Source organism: Pseudomonas sp. MF6776, assembly GCF_016613125.1.
GTDB classification, from domain to species: Bacteria; Pseudomonadota; Gammaproteobacteria; order Pseudomonadales; family Pseudomonadaceae; genus Aquipseudomonas; species Aquipseudomonas iridis.
Map to the genome: position 1 here is coordinate 288,751 of NZ_JAENSQ010000006.1, position 17,025 is coordinate 305,775.

Genomic DNA, 17,025 nt, shown 5'->3' on the forward strand with positions numbered 1-17,025 from the left:
TTAGAACTCCAGCCCAGCTTCACGAGCAGCATCAGCCAGCGCTTTAACGCGGCCGTGATACTTGAAGCCAGAGCGGTCGAAAGCCACTTGCGAGACGCCAGCGGCCTTAGCACGCGTAGCGACCAGCTGGCCAACCTTTGTGGCCGCGTCGATGTTGCCAGTGGCACCATCACGCAGTTCTTTATCCAAAGTCGAGGCGCTTGCCAGGACTTTGTTGCCGTCGGCCGAGATGACCTGGGCGTAGATGTGCTGCGACGAGCGGAACACGCAGAGACGCACGACTTCGAGTTCGTGCATTTTCAGGCGTGCTTTGCGAGCGCGACGCAGTCGAGTAACTTTTTTGTCGGTCATTTGCTATGCCCTACTTCTTCTTGGCTTCTTTACGACGGACGACTTCGTCCGCGTAGCGCACACCTTTGCCTTTGTACGGCTCTGGTGGACGGAAGTCGCGGATCTCAGCGGCCACTTGACCTACCAGCTGCTTATCGATGCCCTTGATCAGGATATCGGTCTGGCTAGGAGTCTCAGCGGTGATGCCTTCCGGCAGTTCGTAATCCACTGGGTGCGAGAAGCCAAGGGCAAGGTTCAAAACCGTGCCTTTTGCTTGCGCTTTGTAACCAACACCGACCAGCTGGAGCTTACGCTCGAAGCCTTGGCTTACGCCTTGGACCATGTTGTTTACCAACGCACGCGTGGTACCGGCCATTGCGCGAGTTTGTTGATCGCCATTGCGAGCAGCGAAACGCAGCTCACCAGCTTCTTCAACAATCTCAACGGACGAATGGATGTTCAGTTCAAGAGTGCCCTTGGCACCCTTCACCGAAAGCTGTTGGCCTGCGAATTTTACTTCGACACCGGCTGGCAGCTTAACGGGGTTCTTAGCGACGCGAGACATGCTTATCCCCCCTTAGAACACAGTGCAAAGAACTTCGCCGCCGACACCGGCAGCGCGCGCAGCACGATCCGTCATCACACCTTTGTTGGTGGAGACGATAGACACGCCAAGACCGCCACGAACTTTCGGCAGATCTTCAACGGACTTGTACTGACGCAGGCCTGGACGACTAACGCGCTTCACTTCTTCGATAACCGGACGGCCTTCGAAGTACTTCAGCGAGATGGACAACGACGGCTTAGCGTCGGTGGTGATCTGAAAATCCGCGATGTAACCTTCGTCCTTCAGGACTTTTGCTACAGCCACCTTCAGCGTGGAAGACGGCATGCTTACGACAGACTTTTCAGCCATCTGGGCATTACGGATTCGAGTTAGCATGTCCGCTAACGGGTCCTGCATACTCATGGGCTAGACGCTCCTAATACAGAAAAATTAGCCTTGCGGCTACTACTTGTCGCCGAGAACTTCCGGGCATGAAAAACACGGGCTCAGGCGAGCCGGTCATTCTAGACACACCCCAGAAATGAATCAAGCCCCAAAAGGGGCTTGATTCAAATTCAAGGCCACCGATAGTCAGATTCTTACGGACCCGACCATCGAGGCTTTGACAGCGATTACCAGCTGGCTTTAACCAGACCTGGAACGTCACCACGCATTGCAGCTTCACGCAACTTGTTACGGCCAAGGCCGAACTTGCGGTAAACGCCGTGCGGACGACCAGTCAGGCGGCAACGGTTACGCATGCGCGAAGCGCTTGCGTCACGTGGTTGCTTCTGCAGAGCTACGGTAGCTTCCCAACGTGCTTCTGGACTTGCGTTCAGATCAACGATGATAGCTTTCAGCGCTGCACGCTTGGTGGCGTACTTGGCAACAGTGAGCTGACGCTTCAGCTCACGGTTTTTCATGCTCTTCTTGGCCATTTTCCTACTCCAATCAGTTGCGGAACGGGAATTTGAAAGCACGCAGCAGAGCGCGGCCTTCATCATCGTTCTTGGCAGTGGTGGTCAGGGTAATGTCCAGACCGCGGAGAGCATCGATCTTGTCGTAGTCGATTTCCGGGAAAATGATCTGCTCTTTTACGCCCATGCTGTAGTTACCACGACCATCGAAGGACTTGGCATTCAGGCCGCGGAAGTCGCGAACCCGAGGCAGGGAGATCGACAGCAGACGATCCAGGAACTCATACATACGCTCACGGCGCAGAGTCACCTTGACACCGATCGGCCATCCTTCGCGGACTTTAAAGCCAGCGATGGATTTACGAGCGTAGGTCACAACGACTTTTTGGCCGGTGATCTTTTCCAGGTCAGCAACAGCGTGCTCGATGACTTTTTTGTCACCGATCGCTTCGCCCAGACCCATGTTCAGGGTGATTTTGGTAACGCGCGGAACTTCCATCACGTTCGAAAGCTTAAGTTCTTCCTTAAGTTTCGGAGCGATTTCCTTCCGGTAAATCTCTTTTAGTCGTGCCATGGTCTTCTACCTAGCAGTGTTCAAGCATCAACCGCTTTTTGGGTCGACTTGAAGACACGAATTTTCTTACCTTCTTCTACTTTGAAACCAACGCGGTCAGCCTTGTTGGTTTCGCCATTGAAGATGGCTACGTTAGAAGCGTGCAGTGGCGCTTCTTTCTCGACGATACCGCCTTGTACGCCCGACATCGGGTTAGGCTTGGTATGACGCTTGACCAGGTTCAGACCACCAACAACCAGACGGTTGTCAGCAAGAACCTTCAGCACCTTACCGCGCTTACCTTTGTCTTTGCCGGCGATCACGATGATCTCGTCGTCACGACGAATCTTTTGCATGTCGGATCTCCTTACAGCACTTCTGGGGCGAGCGAGACGATCTTCATGAACTTCTCAGTACGAAGTTCACGGGTCACTGGCCCAAAGATACGGGTGCCGATCGGCTCTTGCTTGTTGTTCAGAAGAACAGCAGCGTTGCCATCAAAGCGGATAATGGAGCCATCAGCACGACGTACGCCGTGACGAGTGCGGACTACAACAGCAGTCATCACTTGGCCTTTTTTCACCTTACCGCGAGGAATTGCTTCCTTCACGGTAACTTTGATGATGTCACCGATACCAGCGTAACGACGATGGGAGCCACCCAGCACCTTGATGCACATAACACGGCGAGCGCCGCTGTTATCGGCCACATCGAGCATGGATTGAGTCTGAATCATATAATTTCTCCGACCCCTAGTCCTTAGACTTCCACAGCGCGTTCGAGAACATCAACCAGTGCCCAAGACTTGGTCTTGGCCATCGGACGAGTTTCACGAATAGTGACTTTGTCGCCGATATGGCACTGATTGGTTTCGTCGTGCGCGTGCAGCTTAGTCGAACGCTTAACATATTTACCGTAGATCGGGTGCTTAACGCGACGCTCGATCAGAACGGTGATGGTTTTGTCCATCTTGTCGCTGACAACACGGCCAGTCAGCGTACGGACAGTTTTTTCGGCTTCAGCCATGATCACTTACCTGCCTGCTGGTTAAGCACAGTCTTCACGCGAGCGATGTCACGCTTAACTTGCGAGAGCAGATGAGACTGCCCCAACTGGCCAGTTGCTTTCTGCATACGCAGATTGAACTGGTCGCGCAGCAAGCCGAGCAGTTGCTCGTTCAGCTGCTGTGCGGATTTTTCACGAAGTTCATTCGCTTTCATCACATCACCGTCCGTTTAACAAAGGCGGTGGCGAGCGGCAGCTTTGCAGCAGCCAGGGCAAAAGCCTCACGCGCCAGCTCTTCAGTTACACCCTCGATTTCATACAGGACTTTGCCTGGCTGAATCTGGGCTACCCAGTATTCCACGTTACCCTTACCTTTACCCATCCGAACTTCGAGGGGCTTTTTGGAAATCGGCTTGTCCGGGAATACACGGATCCAGATCTTGCCGCCACGTTTAACGTGACGGGTCAGAGCACGACGCGCTGACTCGATCTGACGAGCGGTGAGACGACCACGAGCTACAGACTTCAGCGCGAACTCGCCGAAGCTGACTTTGCTACCGCGCTGAGCCAGGCCACGGTTGTGACCTGTCATCTGCTTGCGGAACTTCGTACGCTTAGGTTGCAACATTTGGCGTACCCCTTACTTAGCAGCTTTTTTACGAGGCGCTGGTGCTTGTGGTTTCAGTTCTTCTTGGCGACCACCAATTACTTCGCCTTTGAAGATCCAAACCTTTACACCGATCACACCGTAAGTGGTGTGAGCTTCGTAGTTGGCATAGTCGATGTCGGCACGCAGGGTGTGCAATGGCACACGCCCTTCGCGATACCATTCAGTACGTGCGATTTCAGCACCGCCGAGACGACCGCTCACTTGGATTTTGATGCCTTTGGCACCAATGCGCATGGCGTTCTGAACAGCGCGCTTCATAGCGCGACGGAACATTACGCGACGCTCCAGCTGCTGAGCTACGCTCTGCGCAACCAGCATACCGTCGAGCTCCGGCTTGCGGATCTCTTCGATATTGATGTGCACAGGCACACCCATTTGCTTGGTCAGGTCCTGACGCAGTTTCTCAACATCTTCACCTTTCTTCCCGATAACGATACCTGGACGAGCAGTGTGGATGGTGATACGTGCAGTTTGCGCCGGACGATGGATATCGATACGGCTTACGGACGCGCTTTTTAGTTTGTCTTGGAGATACTCACGCACCTTCAGATCAGCGAACAAATAGTCCGCATAAGTCCGACCGTCTGCGTACCAGACGGAGGTGTGCTCCTTGACGATTCCCAGGCGAATGCCAATGGGATGTACTTTCTGACCCATCTCTTCGACTCCGTTACTTGTCAGCAACCTTGACAGTGATATGGCAAGACCGCTTGACGATGCGATCAGCACGGCCTTTGGCACGTGGCATGATGCGCTTCAGCGAACGCCCTTCGTTGACGAAAACGGTGCTGACCTTCAGGTCATCAACGTCTGCGCCTTCGTTATGCTCGGCGTTGGCTACGGCCGACTCCAGCACTTTCTTCATGATCTCGGCGGCTTTCTTACTGCTGAAAGCCAACAAGTTGAGCGCTTCGCCCACCTTCTTCCCGCGAATCTGGTCGGCGACCAAGCGGGCTTTCTGGGCGGAGATTCGAGCGCCCGACAACTTAGCGGCTACTTCCATTTCCTAACCCCTTAACGCTTGGCTTTCTTGTCTGCCACGTGCCCACGATAAGTGCGGGTACCGGCAAACTCGCCCAGTTTGTGGCCGACCATGTCTTCGTTAACGAGAACTGGGACGTGTTGACGACCGTTGTGTACTGCAATGGTCAGACCGACCATTTGTGGCAGGATCATCGAACGACGCGACCAAGTCTTAATTGGTTTGCGATCGTTCTTTTCCGCCGCCACTTCGATCTTCTTCAGTAGGTGAAGATCAATAAAAGGACCTTTTTTCAGAGAACGTGGCACTGTCGTATCCCTCTATTTACTTGCGACGACGGACGATCATTTTGTCGGTACGCTTATTACCACGAGTCTTCGCGCCCTTAGTCGGGAAGCCCCATGGCGATACCGGATGACGACCACCAGAGGTACGACCTTCACCACCACCATGTGGGTGGTCAACCGGGTTCATGGCAACACCACGAACGGTTGGGCGAACGCCACGCCAGCGTTTGGCACCAGCTTTACCCAGCGAACGCAGGCTGTGCTCGGAGTTCGAGACTTCGCCCAGGGTCGCACGGCATTCAGCCAGGACTTTACGCATTTCACCGGAGCGAAGACGCAGGGTAACGTACACACCTTCACGAGCGATCAGCTGAGCCGAGGCACCAGCGGAACGAGCGATCTGTGCGCCTTTACCTGGCTTCAATTCGATGCCGTGTACGGTGCTACCAACTGGAATGCTGCGCAGTTGCAACTGGTTGCCTGGCTTGATCGGAGCCAAAGCACCCGAAATCAGCTGGTCGCCAGCACTCACGCCTTTAGGGGCGATGATGTAACGGCGTTCGCCGTCTGCGTACAACATAAGAGCAATGTGAGCAGTACGGTTTGGATCGTATTCAATACGCTCAACAGTGGCTGGAATGCCATCTTTGTCGTTGCGACGGAAATCGACCATACGATAATGCTGCTTATGACCACCACCGATGTGACGGGTAGTAATACGGCCATTGTTGTTACGACCACCAGTCTTCGATTTTTTCTCGAGCAGCGGTGCGTGAGGAGCGCCTTTATGCAGCTCCTGGTTGACCACCTTGACCACAAAACGGCGGCCAGGGGAAGTCGGTTTGCATTTAACGATTGCCATGATGCACCCCTTCCTTACTCAGCACTGCTGCTGAAATCGAGATCTTGGCCTGGCTGAAGGGAGATAACTGCCTTCTTCCAGTCATTGCGCTTGCCCAGACCGCGAGCCGTGCGCTTGCTCTTACCCAGAACGTTCAGGGTAGTAACACGCTCAACTTTCACGCTGAACAGGCTTTCGACGGCCTTCTTGATTTCCAGCTTGGTTGCGTCAGTTGCAACCTTGAAAACGAACTGGCCCTTCTTGTCAGCCAGAACCGTAGCCTTTTCGGAAACGTGCGGGCCAAGCAGAACTTTAAATACGCGTTCCTGGTTCATCCCAGCAGCTCCTCGAATTTCTTCACGGCCGACACGGTGATCAACACCTTGTCGTATGCGATCAGACTAACTGGATCGGAACCTTGAACGTCACGTACATCTACGTGCGGCAGGTTACGAGCAGCCAGGTACAGGTTCTGATCAACAGCGTCCGACACGATGAGAACATCGGTCAGGCTCATGTTGTTCAGCTTGCCCAGCAGATCTTTGGTTTTCGGAGTTTCAACAGCGAAATCCTGAACCACGACCAGACGATCAGTACGCACCAGCTCAGCAAGGATGGAACGCATTGCTGCGCGATACATCTTCTTGTTCAGCTTCTGGGAGTGATCCTGCGGACGAGCTGCGAAAGTGGTACCGCCGCCACGCCAGATTGGGCTACGGATAGTACCGGCACGAGCACGGCCAGTACCTTTCTGACGCCATGGGCGCTTACCGCCACCACGAACGTCGGAACGGGTCTTTTGCTGCTTGCTACCTTGACGGCCGCCGGCCATGTAGGCCACGACTGCTTGGTGAACCAGCGTCTCGTTGAATTCGCCGCCAAATGTCAGTTCGGAAACTTCGATCGCTTGAGCGTCATTTACATTTAATTGCATGTCAGCTTCCCCTTAACCGCGAGCCTTGGCTGCTGGACGTACAACCAGGTTGCCGCCAGTAGCGCCAGGAACAGCACCCTTGACCAACAACAGATTGCGTTCAGCGTCCACGCGCACTACTTCCAGGGACTGCACGGTCACGCGCTCAGCGCCCATATGACCGGACATTTTTTTGCCCTTGAATACACGACCAGGAGTCTGGCACTGGCCGATAGAGCCTGGGACGCGGTGGGATACGGAGTTACCGTGGGTGTTATCTTGCCCGCGGAAATTCCAACGCTTGATCGTACCCTGGAAGCCCTTACCCTTGGACTGACCGGTTACATCAACCAGTTGACCAGCGGCGAAGATTTCAGCGTTGATCAGATCGCCAGCCTGGTAGTCGCCTTCTTCAAGACGGAACTCCATGACAGTGCGACCAGCGGCAACGTTCGCCTTAGCGAAGTGGCCAGCCTGAGCAGCTGTAACACGCGAAGCACGACGCTCGCCTACAGTGACTTGCACTGCACGATAGCCATCGGTCTCTTCAGTTTTGAACTGGGTGACGCGATTCGGTTCGATCTCAATGACCGTGACCGGAATGGAGACACCTTCTTCGGTGAAAATACGGGTCATACCGCATTTACGACCGACTACACCAATAGTCATGTTGTAAACCTCATGAGTGTACGGGGCTTTCACCCGCTATGGCCGCCCATTTCAGAGCGTTACACGACTAAGACCGAGTCTTAGCCGAGGCTGATCTGCACTTCCACACCGGCCGCAAGATCAAGCTTCATAAGTGCATCAACGGTTTTATCCGTTGGCTGGACGATGTCCAGAACGCGCTTATGAGTACGGATCTCGTACTGGTCACGCGCGTCTTTGTTGACGTGCGGGGAGACCAGAACGGTGAACCGCTCTTTACGGGTAGGCAGTGGAATTGGACCACGCACTTGAGCACCAGTACGTTTCGCGGTTTCCACGATTTCCTGGGTGGATTGGTCGATCAGGCGATGGTCAAAAGCCTTCAACCTGATACGGATTTGCTGATTTTGCATTGGATTTCAGACTCCGGCTGCTATTCCCACCGAGCGCAATACGCCCGTTAAAAGGAGGCGCAATTCTATAGACGCCCCAGATTGGTGTCAACCCAATAAAAAAAGCCCCCGCTAAGCGGAGGCTTTCTTCAATTCATCATTTAACTCAAAAGAGTTAGGCGATGATTTTGGCTACGACGCCAGCGCCGACGGTACGACCGCCTTCACGGATAGCGAAACGCAGACCGTCTTCCATTGCGATGGTCTTGATCAGGGTGACAACCATTTTGATGTTGTCGCCCGGCATTACCATTTCAACGCCTTCCGGCAGTTCGCAGTTACCGGTCACGTCAGTGGTCCGGAAGTAGAACTGTGGACGGTAGCCTTTGAAGAACGGAGTGTGACGACCGCCTTCTTCTTTGCTCAACACGTACACTTCAGCTTCGAAGGTAGTGTGCGGCTTAACCGAACCCGGCTTAACCAGAACCTGGCCACGCTCTACGTCGTCACGCTTGGTGCCGCGCAGCAGCACGCCGCAGTTCTCGCCAGCACGACCTTCGTCGAGCAGCTTACGGAACATTTCAACACCGGTGCAGGTGGTGACAGTAGTGTCACGCAGACCAACGATTTCCAGTGGATCCTGAACGCGAACGATACCGCGCTCGATACGGCCAGTTACAACAGTACCGCGACCCGAGATCGAGAATACGTCTTCGATTGGCATCAGGAATGGCTTGTCGATTACGCGAACTGGATCCGGAATGTAGGTATCCAGAGTCTCAACCAGCTTACGAACGGCAGTGGTGCCCATTTCGTTGTCGTCTTTGCCTTCCAGAGCCATACGAGCAGAACCGATGATGATCGGAGTGTCGTCGCCTGGGAAGTCATAGGTGGACAGCAGGTCGCGAACTTCCATCTCAACCAGTTCCAGCAGCTCAGCGTCGTCTACCAGGTCAGCCTTGTTCAGGAAAACCACGATGTACGGAACGCCAACCTGGCGGGACAACAGGATGTGCTCACGGGTTTGTGGCATCGGACCATCAGCGGCCGAGCAAACCAGGATTGCGCCGTCCATCTGGGCAGCACCGGTGATCATGTTCTTCACATAGTCAGCGTGACCTGGGCAGTCAACGTGAGCGTAGTGACGGATCAGCGAGTTGTATTCAACGTGCGCGGTGTTGATGGTGATACCACGAGCTTTTTCTTCTGGTGCGCTGTCGATCTTGTCGAAGTCAACGATTGCGGAACCGAAAACTTCGGAGCAAACGCGAGTCAGAGCAGCAGTCAGAGTGGTTTTACCGTGGTCAACGTGACCAATGGTGCCAACGTTGACGTGCGGTAGGGAACGATCAAATTTTTCTTTAGCCACGACAATTAACTCCTAGCCTAAAGGGGCTGAATCAGCCTTGTTTTTTGGTAACAGACTCGACGATGTGCGACGGGGCTGTATCGTATTTTTTGAATTCCATAGAGTAGCTTGCGCGACCCTGGGACATGGAACGAACGTCGGTCGCATAACCGAACATTTCACCCAACGGAACTTCGGCACGAATTACTTTGCCGGAGACCGTGTCTTCCATACCCTGGATCATGCCGCGACGACGGTTAAGGTCGCCCATCACATCACCCATATAGTCTTCAGGCGTAACAACCTCTACAGCCATGATCGGCTCGAGCAACTCACCACCACCCTTCTGGGCCAGTTGCTTGGTCGCCATGGAAGCAGCCACTTTAAACGCCATCTCGTTGGAGTCGACGTCGTGGTAAGAACCATCGAACACGGTAGCCTTCAGGCCGATCAGCGGATAGCCGGCAACAACGCCGTTCTTCATCTGCTCTTCGATACCCTTCTGGATAGCCGGGATGTATTCCTTAGGAACCACACCACCTACTACTTCGTTCACGAATTGCAGACCTTCCTGACCTTCGTCAGCAGGAGCAAAACGAATCCAGCAGTGACCGAACTGGCCACGACCGCCGGACTGACGAACGAACTTGCCTTCGATTTCGCAGTTCTTCGTGATGCGCTCACGATAGGAAACCTGAGGCTTGCCGATGTTGGCTTCGACGTTGAACTCACGGCGCATCCGGTCAACCAGGATGTCCAGGTGCAGCTCGCCCATGCCGGAGATGATCGTTTGACCAGTCTCTTCATCAGTCTTGACGCGGAAAGAAGGGTCTTCCTGAGCAAGCTTGCCCAGAGCGATACCCATTTTTTCCTGGTCATCCTTGGTCTTAGGCTCTACGGCAACCGAAATAACCGGCTCCGGGAAGTCCATACGAACCAGGATGATTGGCTTGTCAGCGTTGCAGAGGGTTTCACCAGTGGTGACGTCCTTCATGCCGATCAGGGCCGCGATGTCACCAGCGCGTACTTCCTTGATCTCTTCACGGGCGTTTGCGTGCATTTGCACCATACGACCCACGCGCTCTTTCTTGCCTTTAACCGAGTTGATCACGCCGTCGCCGGAGTTCAACACGCCCGAGTAAACGCGAACGAAGGTCAAAGTACCCACGAATGGGTCGGTAGCGATCTTGAACGCCAGAGCCGAGAACGGCTCCGCATCGTCTGCGTGACGCTCCAGCTCGATTTCCTCGTTATCCGGATCAGTACCCTTGATAGCAGGAATATCGGTTGGTGCAGGCAGGAAGTCGATAACGGCGTCGAGAACCAGGGGAACACCCTTGTTCTTGAAGGAAGAACCGCAAACGGCCAGAACGATTTCACCGGCGATAGTACGCTGACGCAAAGCAGCTTTGATCTCTTCGATCGTCAGCTCTTCGCCTTCCAGGTACTTGTTCATCAGCTCTTCGTTGGCTTCGGCAGCAGCCTGAACCATGTTGTCGCGCCATTCGGCAGCCAATTCCTGCATATCTTCAGGAACAGGCTTACGAACAGGAACCATACCTTTATCAGCATCATTCCAGTACACAGCTTCCATGTTGATCAGATCAATCTGACCCTGGAAGTTGTCTTCCGAACCGATAGCCAACTGGATTGGCACCGGAGTGTGACCCAGACGCTTTTTGATCTGATCAATCACGCGCAGGAAGTTCGCACCAGCACGGTCCATCTTGTTCACGTAAACAAGACGTGGAACACCGTATTTGTTGGCCTGACGCCATACGGTTTCCGACTGAGGCTCAACACCCGAAGTACCGCAGAACACAACGACAGCGCCGTCGAGTACGCGCAGGGAACGCTCAACTTCAATGGTGAAGTCAACGTGGCCCGGGGTATCGATTACGTTGAAGCGATGCTCGTCTTTGTACTGCTTAGCAGAACCTTTCCAGAAGGCGGTAATGGCAGCAGAAGTAATGGTAATACCACGCTCCTGCTCCTGAACCATCCAGTCTGTGGTCGCGGCGCCGTCATGCACCTCGCCCATTTTGTGACTTTTGCCAGTGTAAAAAAGGACGCGCTCGGTGGTGGTGGTTTTACCAGCATCCACGTGAGCGACGATACCGATGTTACGGTAGCGACTAATCGGAGTAGTACGAGCCATAAAGCCCTCGCAAAATTAGTGAAGCTAAAATTAGAAGCGGTAGTGCGAGAAAGCTTTGTTGGCTTCTGCCATACGGTGCACGTCTTCACGCTTCTTAACAGCAGCACCTTTACCTTCAGCAGCATCCAGCAGCTCGCCAGCCAAACGCAGAGCCATAGACTTCTCGCCACGCTTGCGCGCGAAGTCTACCAACCAGCGCATTGCCAGAGCGTTACGACGGGAAGGACGAACCTCGACCGGAACCTGGTAAGTAGCACCACCAACGCGGCGCGACTTCACTTCGACCAGCGGAGCGATGGCGTCGAGTGCTTTTTCGAAGAGTTCCAGGGGATCGGTGCCAGCCTTACGGGTCGCAACGGTTTCCAGGGCACCATAAACGATACGCTCGGCAACGGCTTTCTTGCCGCTTTCCATAACGTGGTTCATGAATTTGGCGAGGATCTGGCTTCCGTATTTCGGATCGTCCAGAATCTCACGCTTTGCTGCTACGCGACGTCTTGGCATGATAAGCCCTCAAGCGGTCTTCAGGTTAGCTCGGGACAGATCCAAAGGATGCGTGCCCGACCTTACTCTTATCGACTCAATAAAATAAAATCTGCAAAACGGCCGATTACTTCGGACGCTTGGTACCGTACTTCGAACGACCCTGGTTACGACCTTTAACGCCGGAAGTATCCAAAGAACCGCGAACGGTGTGGTAACGAACACCTGGCAAGTCTTTTACACGGCCGCCACGAATCAGTACGACGCTGTGCTCTTGCAGGTTGTGGCCTTCACCGCCGATGTACGAGGAAACCTCGAAACCGTTGGTCAGACGCACACGGCATACTTTACGCAGTGCCGAGTTAGGTTTTTTCGGCGTGGTGGTATACACACGGGTGCATACGCCACGACGTTGCGGGCAGTTCTGCAGCGCAGGCACGTCGGATTTCTCGACGATACGCTTACGCGGCTGACGTACCAGCTGGTTGATAGTTGCCATCTACTAGCTCCACTGTTGTCTTGCGACGCTATTGTCTTGCAAGAAAAGCAAAATGGCAGGAACGAATTCCCGCCAAATTTAGGGGTACAAGAGTCTAAAGAGGATCTTGTCCCCAGTCAAGGCAAGGCCCCGACCTCCCCACTCATCGAACCTCGACAAATTGTCTCGATTCGATGAACGGTGCGATCAGGGCCTTACGCTCATATATCGCAGAACTCAGTTACCGCTCGAGTTCAGCGCTTCGGTCAGTGCAGCTTCCACTTCACTGGCGCTTACGCGCAACGGCTTGTCTGCTTCACGACGACGCTTGCGCTCGCTGTGATATGCCAGACCGGTACCGGCCGGGATCAGACGACCCACGACTACGTTTTCTTTCAGGCCGCGCAGGTAATCGCGCTTGCCGGTGACGGCCGCTTCGGTCAGTACGCGGGTGGTTTCCTGGAAGGAAGCCGCCGAGATGAACGATTCGGTCGACAACGACGCCTTGGTGATACCCAGCAGAACGCGAGTGAACTTGGAGACAAATTTGTCTTCCGCGCCCAGACGCTCGTTCTCTACCAGTACGTGAGTCAATTCCATCTGGTCGCCCTTGATGAAAGTGGAATCGCCGGATTCAGCGATTTCAACCTTACGCAGCATCTGACGCAGAATGGTCTCGATGTGCTTATCGTTGATCTTCACGCCTTGCAGACGGTAAACGTCCTGGATCTCGTTAACAATGTACTTGGCCAGCGCGCTTACACCCAGCAAACGCAGGATGTCGTGCGGATCGCTAGGACCGTCGGAGATAACTTCGCCGCGGTTTACCTGTTCGCCTTCAAACACGTTCAGGTGACGCCACTTCGGAATCAGCTCTTCGTACGGATCAGTACCATCGTTCGGGGTAATAACCAGACGACGCTTGCCTTTGGTCTCTTTACCGAACGCGATGGTGCCGCTGACTTCAGCCAGAATCGACGCTTCTTTCGGACGACGAGCTTCGAACAAGTCGGCAACACGCGGCAGACCACCGGTGATGTCACGAGTTTTCGAAGTTTCTTGCGGGATACGAGCGATAACATCACCGATCGCAATCTTCGCACCATCCGCAACACCGACCAGGGCGTTGGCTGGCAGGAAGTACTGAGCGATAACGTCAGTGCCTGGCAGCAACAGATCCTTGCCGTTGTCGTCGACCATCTTCACTGCTGGGCGAATTTCTTTGCCGGCAGCTGGACGATCTTTCGCGTCGAGTACTTCAATGTTGGTCATACCGGTCAATTCGTCAGTCTGACGCTTGATCGTGATGCCTTCTTCCATGCCCACGTAGGTCACGGTACCTTTCATTTCGGTAACGATTGGGTGAGTGTGCGGATCCCACTTGGCCACGATTGCGCCAGCGTCGACCTTGTCACCTTCTTTAACCGAAATCACAGCACCGTATGGCAGCTTGTAACGCTCACGCTCACGACCGAAGTCATCAGCGATTGCAAGCTCACCAGAACGGGACACAGCAACCAAGTGACCATCCACTCGCTCAACGTGCTTCAGGTTGTGCAGACGGACGGTACCGCCATTCTTCACCTGAACGCTGTCGGCTGCGGAAGTACGGCTTGCCGCACCACCGATGTGGAACGTACGCATCGTCAGCTGGGTACCCGGCTCACCGATGGACTGGGCAGCGATTACGCCGACCGCTTCACCGATGTTCACCTGGTGACCACGAGCCAAATCACGGCCGTAGCACTTGGCACAAATGCCATAGCGGGTTTCGCAGCTGATCGGCGAACGCACGATCACTTCGTCGATGCTGTTCAGCTCGATGAACTCGACCCACTTCTCGTCTACCAGAGTGCCGGCAGGAACGATAACGTCCTCGGTACCTGGCTTGAATACGTCACGGGCAATAACACGACCCAATACGCGCTCACCCAACGGCTCTACAACGTCACCGCCTTCAATGTGCGGAGTCATCAACAGACCGTGTTCGGTGCCGCAATCGATCTCGGTTACAACCAGATCCTGCGCCACGTCTACCAGACGACGAGTCAGGTAACCGGAGTTCGCAGTTTTCAACGCGGTATCCGCCAGACCTTTACGAGCACCGTGAGTGGAGATGAAGTACTGAAGTACGCTCAAACCTTCACGGAAGTTCGCAGTAATCGGCGTTTCAATGATGGAACCGTCCGGCTTGGCCATCAGACCACGCATACCGGCCAGCTGACGAATCTGTGCTGCGGAACCCCGCGCACCCGAGTCAGCCATCATGTACATCGAGTTGAACGATTCCTGGTCGACTTCGACGCCATGACGGTCGATGACTTTCTCTTTCGAGAGGTTGGCCATCATCGCCTTGGAGACTTCGTCGTTCGCTTTCGACCAAAGGTCGATCACTTTGTTGTACTTCTCGCCCTGGGTTACCAGGCCGGAGGCGTACTGGCTCTCGATCTCTTTCACTTCGTCGGTGGCAGCACCGATGATGCGGGCTTTTTCATCCGGGATAACGAAGTCGTTAACACCGATGGAAACGCCGGAGATGGTCGAGTAAGCGAAACCGGTGTACATCAACTGGTCAGCGAAGATCACGGTCTCTTTCAAACCAACCACGCGGTAGCACTGGTTGATCAGCTTGGAGATCGCCTTTTTCTTCATCGGCAAGTTGACGACGTCGTAAGACAACCCTTTCGGCACAACCTGGAACAGCAGCGCACGGCCGACGGTAGTGTCGACGATACGGGTACCGCTCACGCTGTTGCCGTCACGGTCGTTGACGGTTTCGTTGATACGTACTTTAACCTTGGCGTGCAGTGCGGCTTCGCCAGCACGGAACACACGGTCAACTTCCTGCAGATCCGCAAACACACGACCTTCGCCCTTGGCGTTGATCGCTTCGCGAGTCATGTAGTACAGACCCAATACAACGTCCTGCGACGGAACGATGATTGGCTCACCGTTGGCTGGCGACAGAATGTTGTTGGTCGACATCATCAACGCACGCGCTTCCAACTGAGCTTCCAGTGTCAGCGGTACGTGCACGGCCATTTGGTCGCCGTCGAAGTCGGCGTTGTACGCGGCGCAGACCAGAGGGTGCAGCTGAATAGCCTTACCTTCGATCAGTACCGGTTCAAACGCCTGGATACCCAGACGGTGAAGGGTCGGTGCACGGTTGAGGAGAACCGGGTGTTCACGGATCACTTCAGCGAGAACGTCCCAAACCTCTGGCAATTCGCGCTCGACCATTTTCTTGGCCGCTTTGATGGTGGTCGCGAGACCACGCATTTCAAGCTTGCCGAAAATGAACGGCTTGAACAGCTCGAGAGCCATCTTCTTCGGCAGACCGCACTGGTGCAGACGCAGGGTCGGGCCTACGGTAATTACCGAACGACCGGAGTAGTCAACACGCTTACCGAGCAAGTTCTGACGGAAACGACCTTGCTTACCCTTGATCATGTCAGCCAGGGATTTCAGAGGACGCTTGTTCGAACCGGTGATAGCGCGGCCACGACGACCGTTGTCGAGCAGTGCATCGACAGCTTCCTGCAACATACGCTTTTCGTTACGCACGATGATGTCCGGAGCGGACAGATCGAGCAGACGCTTCAAGCGGTTGTTACGGTTGATCACTCGACGATACAGATCGTTGAGGTCGGAAGTCGCGAAACGACCACCATCCAGCGGGACCAGTGGACGCAGATCTGGCGGCAGAACCGGCAGAACGGTCAGCACCATCCATTCTGGAAGGTTGCCGGAACCCTGGAAGGCTTCCATCAACTTCAGACGCTTGGACAGCTTCTTGATCTTGGTTTCGGAGTTGGTTTGCGGAATTTCTTCACGCAGACGGCCAATCTCGTGCTCCAGGTCGATAGCGTGCAGCAGTTCGCGGACAGCCTCGGCACCCATGCGGGCGTCGAAATCGTCACCGAACTCTTCCAGCGCTTCGAAGTATTGCTCGTCGTTCAGCAGCTGACCTTTTTCAAGGGTAGTCATGCCCGGATCGATAACGACATAGCTCTCGAAGTAGAGAACACGCTCGATATCACGCAGGGTCATGTCCATCAGCAAACCGATACGCGACGGCAGCGATTTCAGGAACCAGATGTGGGCAACCGGCGAAGCCAGTTCGATGTGCGCCATGCGCTCACGACGAACCTTGGCCAGTGCAACTTCAACGCCGCACTTCTCGCAGATCACACCACGGTGCTTCAAGCGCTTGTACTTACCGCACAGGCACTCGTAATCCTTCACCGGGCCAAAGATCTTGGCGCAGAACAGACCGTCACGCTCAGGTTTGAACGTACGGTAGTTGATGGTTTCCGGCTTTTTAACTTCGCCGAACGACCATGAGCGGATCATCTCAGGCGAGGCCAATCCAATACGGATGGCGTCGAACTCTTCGACTTGACCCTGGTTTTTCAGCAAATTCAGTAGGTCTTTCAAGGCCTTTCCTCCTGGCGGAGCAGAGAGCGGGCAATC

Annotated in this window: 23 protein-coding genes; all 23 read right to left on the reverse strand. The window is 54.5% G+C overall.

Annotated elements, in window-relative coordinates:
• The 23 genes from rplR to rpoC all read right to left on the reverse strand — a co-directional run bounded on the left by rplR (position 1) and on the right by rpoC (position 16,989).
• Positions 1–351, reverse strand: coding sequence for a 50S ribosomal protein L18 (gene rplR, locus JJD74_RS09890; protein ID WP_003186037.1), 351 nt, complete (start codon positions 349–351; stop codon positions 1–3).
• Positions 352–361: 10 nt separating this feature from the next.
• Positions 362–895 carry a 50S ribosomal protein L6 gene (gene rplF, locus JJD74_RS09895; protein WP_003176412.1) on the reverse strand — a complete coding sequence of 178 codons (534 nt, stop codon included), beginning with the start codon at positions 893–895 and terminating at the stop codon, positions 362–364.
• Positions 896–907: 12 nt separating this feature from the next.
• The gene (gene rpsH, locus JJD74_RS09900; protein ID WP_007966178.1) at positions 908–1,300 is read right to left on the reverse strand and encodes a 30S ribosomal protein S8; all 393 of its coding nucleotides are present in this window, start codon (positions 1,298–1,300) and stop codon (positions 908–910) included.
• 209 nt (positions 1,301–1,509) lie between these two features.
• Complete coding sequence (gene rpsN, locus JJD74_RS09905) at positions 1,510–1,815, reverse strand: 30S ribosomal protein S14 (RefSeq protein WP_003228726.1); 306 nt, start codon at positions 1,813–1,815, stop codon at positions 1,510–1,512.
• Between the two features lie 13 nt (positions 1,816–1,828).
• A complete protein-coding gene (gene rplE / locus JJD74_RS09910) occupies positions 1,829–2,368 on the reverse strand; it encodes a 50S ribosomal protein L5 (RefSeq protein WP_003210069.1) in 540 nt (179 codons plus the stop codon).
• A gap of 20 nt (positions 2,369–2,388) precedes the next feature.
• Positions 2,389–2,703, reverse strand: coding sequence for a 50S ribosomal protein L24 (rplX, locus tag JJD74_RS09915; RefSeq protein ID WP_042561341.1), 315 nt, complete (start codon positions 2,701–2,703; stop codon positions 2,389–2,391).
• 11 nt (positions 2,704–2,714) lie between these two features.
• Positions 2,715–3,083, reverse strand: coding sequence for a 50S ribosomal protein L14 (gene rplN, locus JJD74_RS09920; protein WP_002555479.1), 369 nt, complete (start codon positions 3,081–3,083; stop codon positions 2,715–2,717).
• 23 nt (positions 3,084–3,106) lie between these two features.
• Positions 3,107–3,373 carry a 30S ribosomal protein S17 gene (gene rpsQ, locus JJD74_RS09925; RefSeq protein WP_003194644.1) on the reverse strand — a complete coding sequence of 89 codons (267 nt, stop codon included), beginning with the start codon at positions 3,371–3,373 and terminating at the stop codon, positions 3,107–3,109.
• A 2-nt stretch (positions 3,374–3,375) separates the two neighbouring features.
• On the reverse strand, positions 3,376–3,567 hold the full coding sequence (gene rpmC, locus JJD74_RS09930) for a 50S ribosomal protein L29 (RefSeq protein WP_002555481.1): 192 nt from the start codon (positions 3,565–3,567) through the stop codon (positions 3,376–3,378).
• On the reverse strand, positions 3,567–3,980 hold the full coding sequence (gene rplP, locus JJD74_RS09935; RefSeq protein ID WP_003232424.1) for a 50S ribosomal protein L16: 414 nt from the start codon (positions 3,978–3,980) through the stop codon (positions 3,567–3,569). Before rplP ends, rpmC begins: the two co-directional genes overlap by 1 nt.
• Before the next feature lie 12 nt (positions 3,981–3,992).
• Positions 3,993–4,679: a 30S ribosomal protein S3 gene (rpsC, locus tag JJD74_RS09940; RefSeq protein ID WP_003176422.1), complete on the reverse strand. Its 687-nt coding sequence runs from the start codon at positions 4,677–4,679 to the stop codon at positions 3,993–3,995.
• 13 nt (positions 4,680–4,692) lie between these two features.
• Complete coding sequence (gene rplV / locus JJD74_RS09945; RefSeq protein ID WP_003103908.1) at positions 4,693–5,025, reverse strand: 50S ribosomal protein L22; 333 nt, start codon at positions 5,023–5,025, stop codon at positions 4,693–4,695.
• Between the two features lie 11 nt (positions 5,026–5,036).
• Positions 5,037–5,312: a 30S ribosomal protein S19 gene (gene rpsS / locus JJD74_RS09950; protein ID WP_003228731.1), complete on the reverse strand. Its 276-nt coding sequence runs from the start codon at positions 5,310–5,312 to the stop codon at positions 5,037–5,039.
• A gap of 16 nt (positions 5,313–5,328) precedes the next feature.
• On the reverse strand, positions 5,329–6,153 hold the full coding sequence (gene rplB / locus JJD74_RS09955; RefSeq protein ID WP_042561342.1) for a 50S ribosomal protein L2: 825 nt from the start codon (positions 6,151–6,153) through the stop codon (positions 5,329–5,331).
• Between the two features lie 14 nt (positions 6,154–6,167).
• The gene (rplW, locus tag JJD74_RS09960; RefSeq protein WP_002555488.1) at positions 6,168–6,467 is read right to left on the reverse strand and encodes a 50S ribosomal protein L23; all 300 of its coding nucleotides are present in this window, start codon (positions 6,465–6,467) and stop codon (positions 6,168–6,170) included.
• Entirely contained in the window at positions 6,464–7,066 is a 603-nt protein-coding gene (rplD, locus tag JJD74_RS09965; RefSeq protein WP_003228735.1) for a 50S ribosomal protein L4, read from the reverse strand. Before rplD ends, rplW begins: the two co-directional genes overlap by 4 nt.
• A gap of 12 nt (positions 7,067–7,078) precedes the next feature.
• Positions 7,079–7,714, reverse strand: a complete 636-nt coding sequence (rplC, locus tag JJD74_RS09970; RefSeq protein WP_007253310.1) for a 50S ribosomal protein L3 — start codon at positions 7,712–7,714, stop codon at positions 7,079–7,081.
• Positions 7,715–7,794: 80 nt separating this feature from the next.
• Entirely contained in the window at positions 7,795–8,106 is a 312-nt protein-coding gene (rpsJ, locus tag JJD74_RS09975; protein WP_003186070.1) for a 30S ribosomal protein S10, read from the reverse strand.
• 154 nt (positions 8,107–8,260) lie between these two features.
• Positions 8,261–9,454, reverse strand: a complete 1,194-nt coding sequence (gene tuf, locus JJD74_RS09980; protein ID WP_042561343.1) for an elongation factor Tu — start codon at positions 9,452–9,454, stop codon at positions 8,261–8,263.
• Positions 9,455–9,485: 31 nt separating this feature from the next.
• Positions 9,486–11,591, reverse strand: coding sequence for an elongation factor G (gene fusA, locus JJD74_RS09985; protein WP_047303737.1), 2,106 nt, complete (start codon positions 11,589–11,591; stop codon positions 9,486–9,488).
• A gap of 30 nt (positions 11,592–11,621) precedes the next feature.
• The gene (gene rpsG / locus JJD74_RS09990; RefSeq protein WP_007916467.1) at positions 11,622–12,095 is read right to left on the reverse strand and encodes a 30S ribosomal protein S7; all 474 of its coding nucleotides are present in this window, start codon (positions 12,093–12,095) and stop codon (positions 11,622–11,624) included.
• A 106-nt stretch (positions 12,096–12,201) separates the two neighbouring features.
• Complete coding sequence (rpsL, locus tag JJD74_RS09995; protein WP_003186084.1) at positions 12,202–12,573, reverse strand: 30S ribosomal protein S12; 372 nt, start codon at positions 12,571–12,573, stop codon at positions 12,202–12,204.
• Positions 12,574–12,789: 216 nt separating this feature from the next.
• The gene (gene rpoC / locus JJD74_RS10000; RefSeq protein ID WP_042561345.1) at positions 12,790–16,989 is read right to left on the reverse strand and encodes a DNA-directed RNA polymerase subunit beta'; all 4,200 of its coding nucleotides are present in this window, start codon (positions 16,987–16,989) and stop codon (positions 12,790–12,792) included.
• Positions 16,990–17,025: the final 36 nt, after the last annotated feature.

What these genes read in the sequence shown, in the direction of transcription:
- rplN (WP_002555479.1), bottom strand. Translation starts at nt 3,083, where the DNA reads ATGATTCAGACTCAATCCATGCTCGATGTGGCCGATAACAGCGGCGCT.
- rplB (WP_042561342.1), bottom strand. Translation starts at nt 6,153, where the DNA reads ATGGCAATCGTTAAATGCAAACCGACTTCCCCTGGCCGCCGTTTTGTG.
- rpsC (WP_003176422.1), bottom strand. Translation starts at nt 4,679, where the DNA reads ATGGGTCAGAAAGTACATCCCATTGGCATTCGCCTGGGAATCGTCAAG.
- rpsJ (WP_003186070.1), bottom strand. Translation starts at nt 8,106, where the DNA reads ATGCAAAATCAGCAAATCCGTATCAGGTTGAAGGCTTTTGACCATCGC.
- rplP (WP_003232424.1), bottom strand. Translation starts at nt 3,980, where the DNA reads ATGTTGCAACCTAAGCGTACGAAGTTCCGCAAGCAGATGACAGGTCAC.
- rplX (WP_042561341.1), bottom strand. Translation starts at nt 2,703, where the DNA reads ATGCAAAAGATTCGTCGTGACGACGAGATCATCGTGATCGCCGGCAAA.
- rpsN (WP_003228726.1), bottom strand. Translation starts at nt 1,815, where the DNA reads ATGGCCAAGAAGAGCATGAAAAACCGTGAGCTGAAGCGTCAGCTCACT.
- rplR (WP_003186037.1), bottom strand. Translation starts at nt 351, where the DNA reads ATGACCGACAAAAAAGTTACTCGACTGCGTCGCGCTCGCAAAGCACGC.
- rpsL (WP_003186084.1), bottom strand. Translation starts at nt 12,573, where the DNA reads ATGGCAACTATCAACCAGCTGGTACGTCAGCCGCGTAAGCGTATCGTC.
- rplF (WP_003176412.1), bottom strand. Translation starts at nt 895, where the DNA reads ATGTCTCGCGTCGCTAAGAACCCCGTTAAGCTGCCAGCCGGTGTCGAA.
- fusA (WP_047303737.1), bottom strand. Translation starts at nt 11,591, where the DNA reads ATGGCTCGTACTACTCCGATTAGTCGCTACCGTAACATCGGTATCGTC.
- rplC (WP_007253310.1), bottom strand. Translation starts at nt 7,714, where the DNA reads ATGACTATTGGTGTAGTCGGTCGTAAATGCGGTATGACCCGTATTTTC.
- rpsQ (WP_003194644.1), bottom strand. Translation starts at nt 3,373, where the DNA reads ATGGCTGAAGCCGAAAAAACTGTCCGTACGCTGACTGGCCGTGTTGTC.
- rpsH (WP_007966178.1), bottom strand. Translation starts at nt 1,300, where the DNA reads ATGAGTATGCAGGACCCGTTAGCGGACATGCTAACTCGAATCCGTAAT.
- rpmC (WP_002555481.1), bottom strand. Translation starts at nt 3,567, where the DNA reads ATGAAAGCGAATGAACTTCGTGAAAAATCCGCACAGCAGCTGAACGAG.
- rplD (WP_003228735.1), bottom strand. Translation starts at nt 7,066, where the DNA reads ATGCAATTAAATGTAAATGACGCTCAAGCGATCGAAGTTTCCGAACTG.
- rplV (WP_003103908.1), bottom strand. Translation starts at nt 5,025, where the DNA reads ATGGAAGTAGCCGCTAAGTTGTCGGGCGCTCGAATCTCCGCCCAGAAA.
- rpsG (WP_007916467.1), bottom strand. Translation starts at nt 12,095, where the DNA reads ATGCCAAGACGTCGCGTAGCAGCAAAGCGTGAGATTCTGGACGATCCG.
- rplW (WP_002555488.1), bottom strand. Translation starts at nt 6,467, where the DNA reads ATGAACCAGGAACGCGTATTTAAAGTTCTGCTTGGCCCGCACGTTTCC.
- rplE (WP_003210069.1), bottom strand. Translation starts at nt 2,368, where the DNA reads ATGGCACGACTAAAAGAGATTTACCGGAAGGAAATCGCTCCGAAACTT.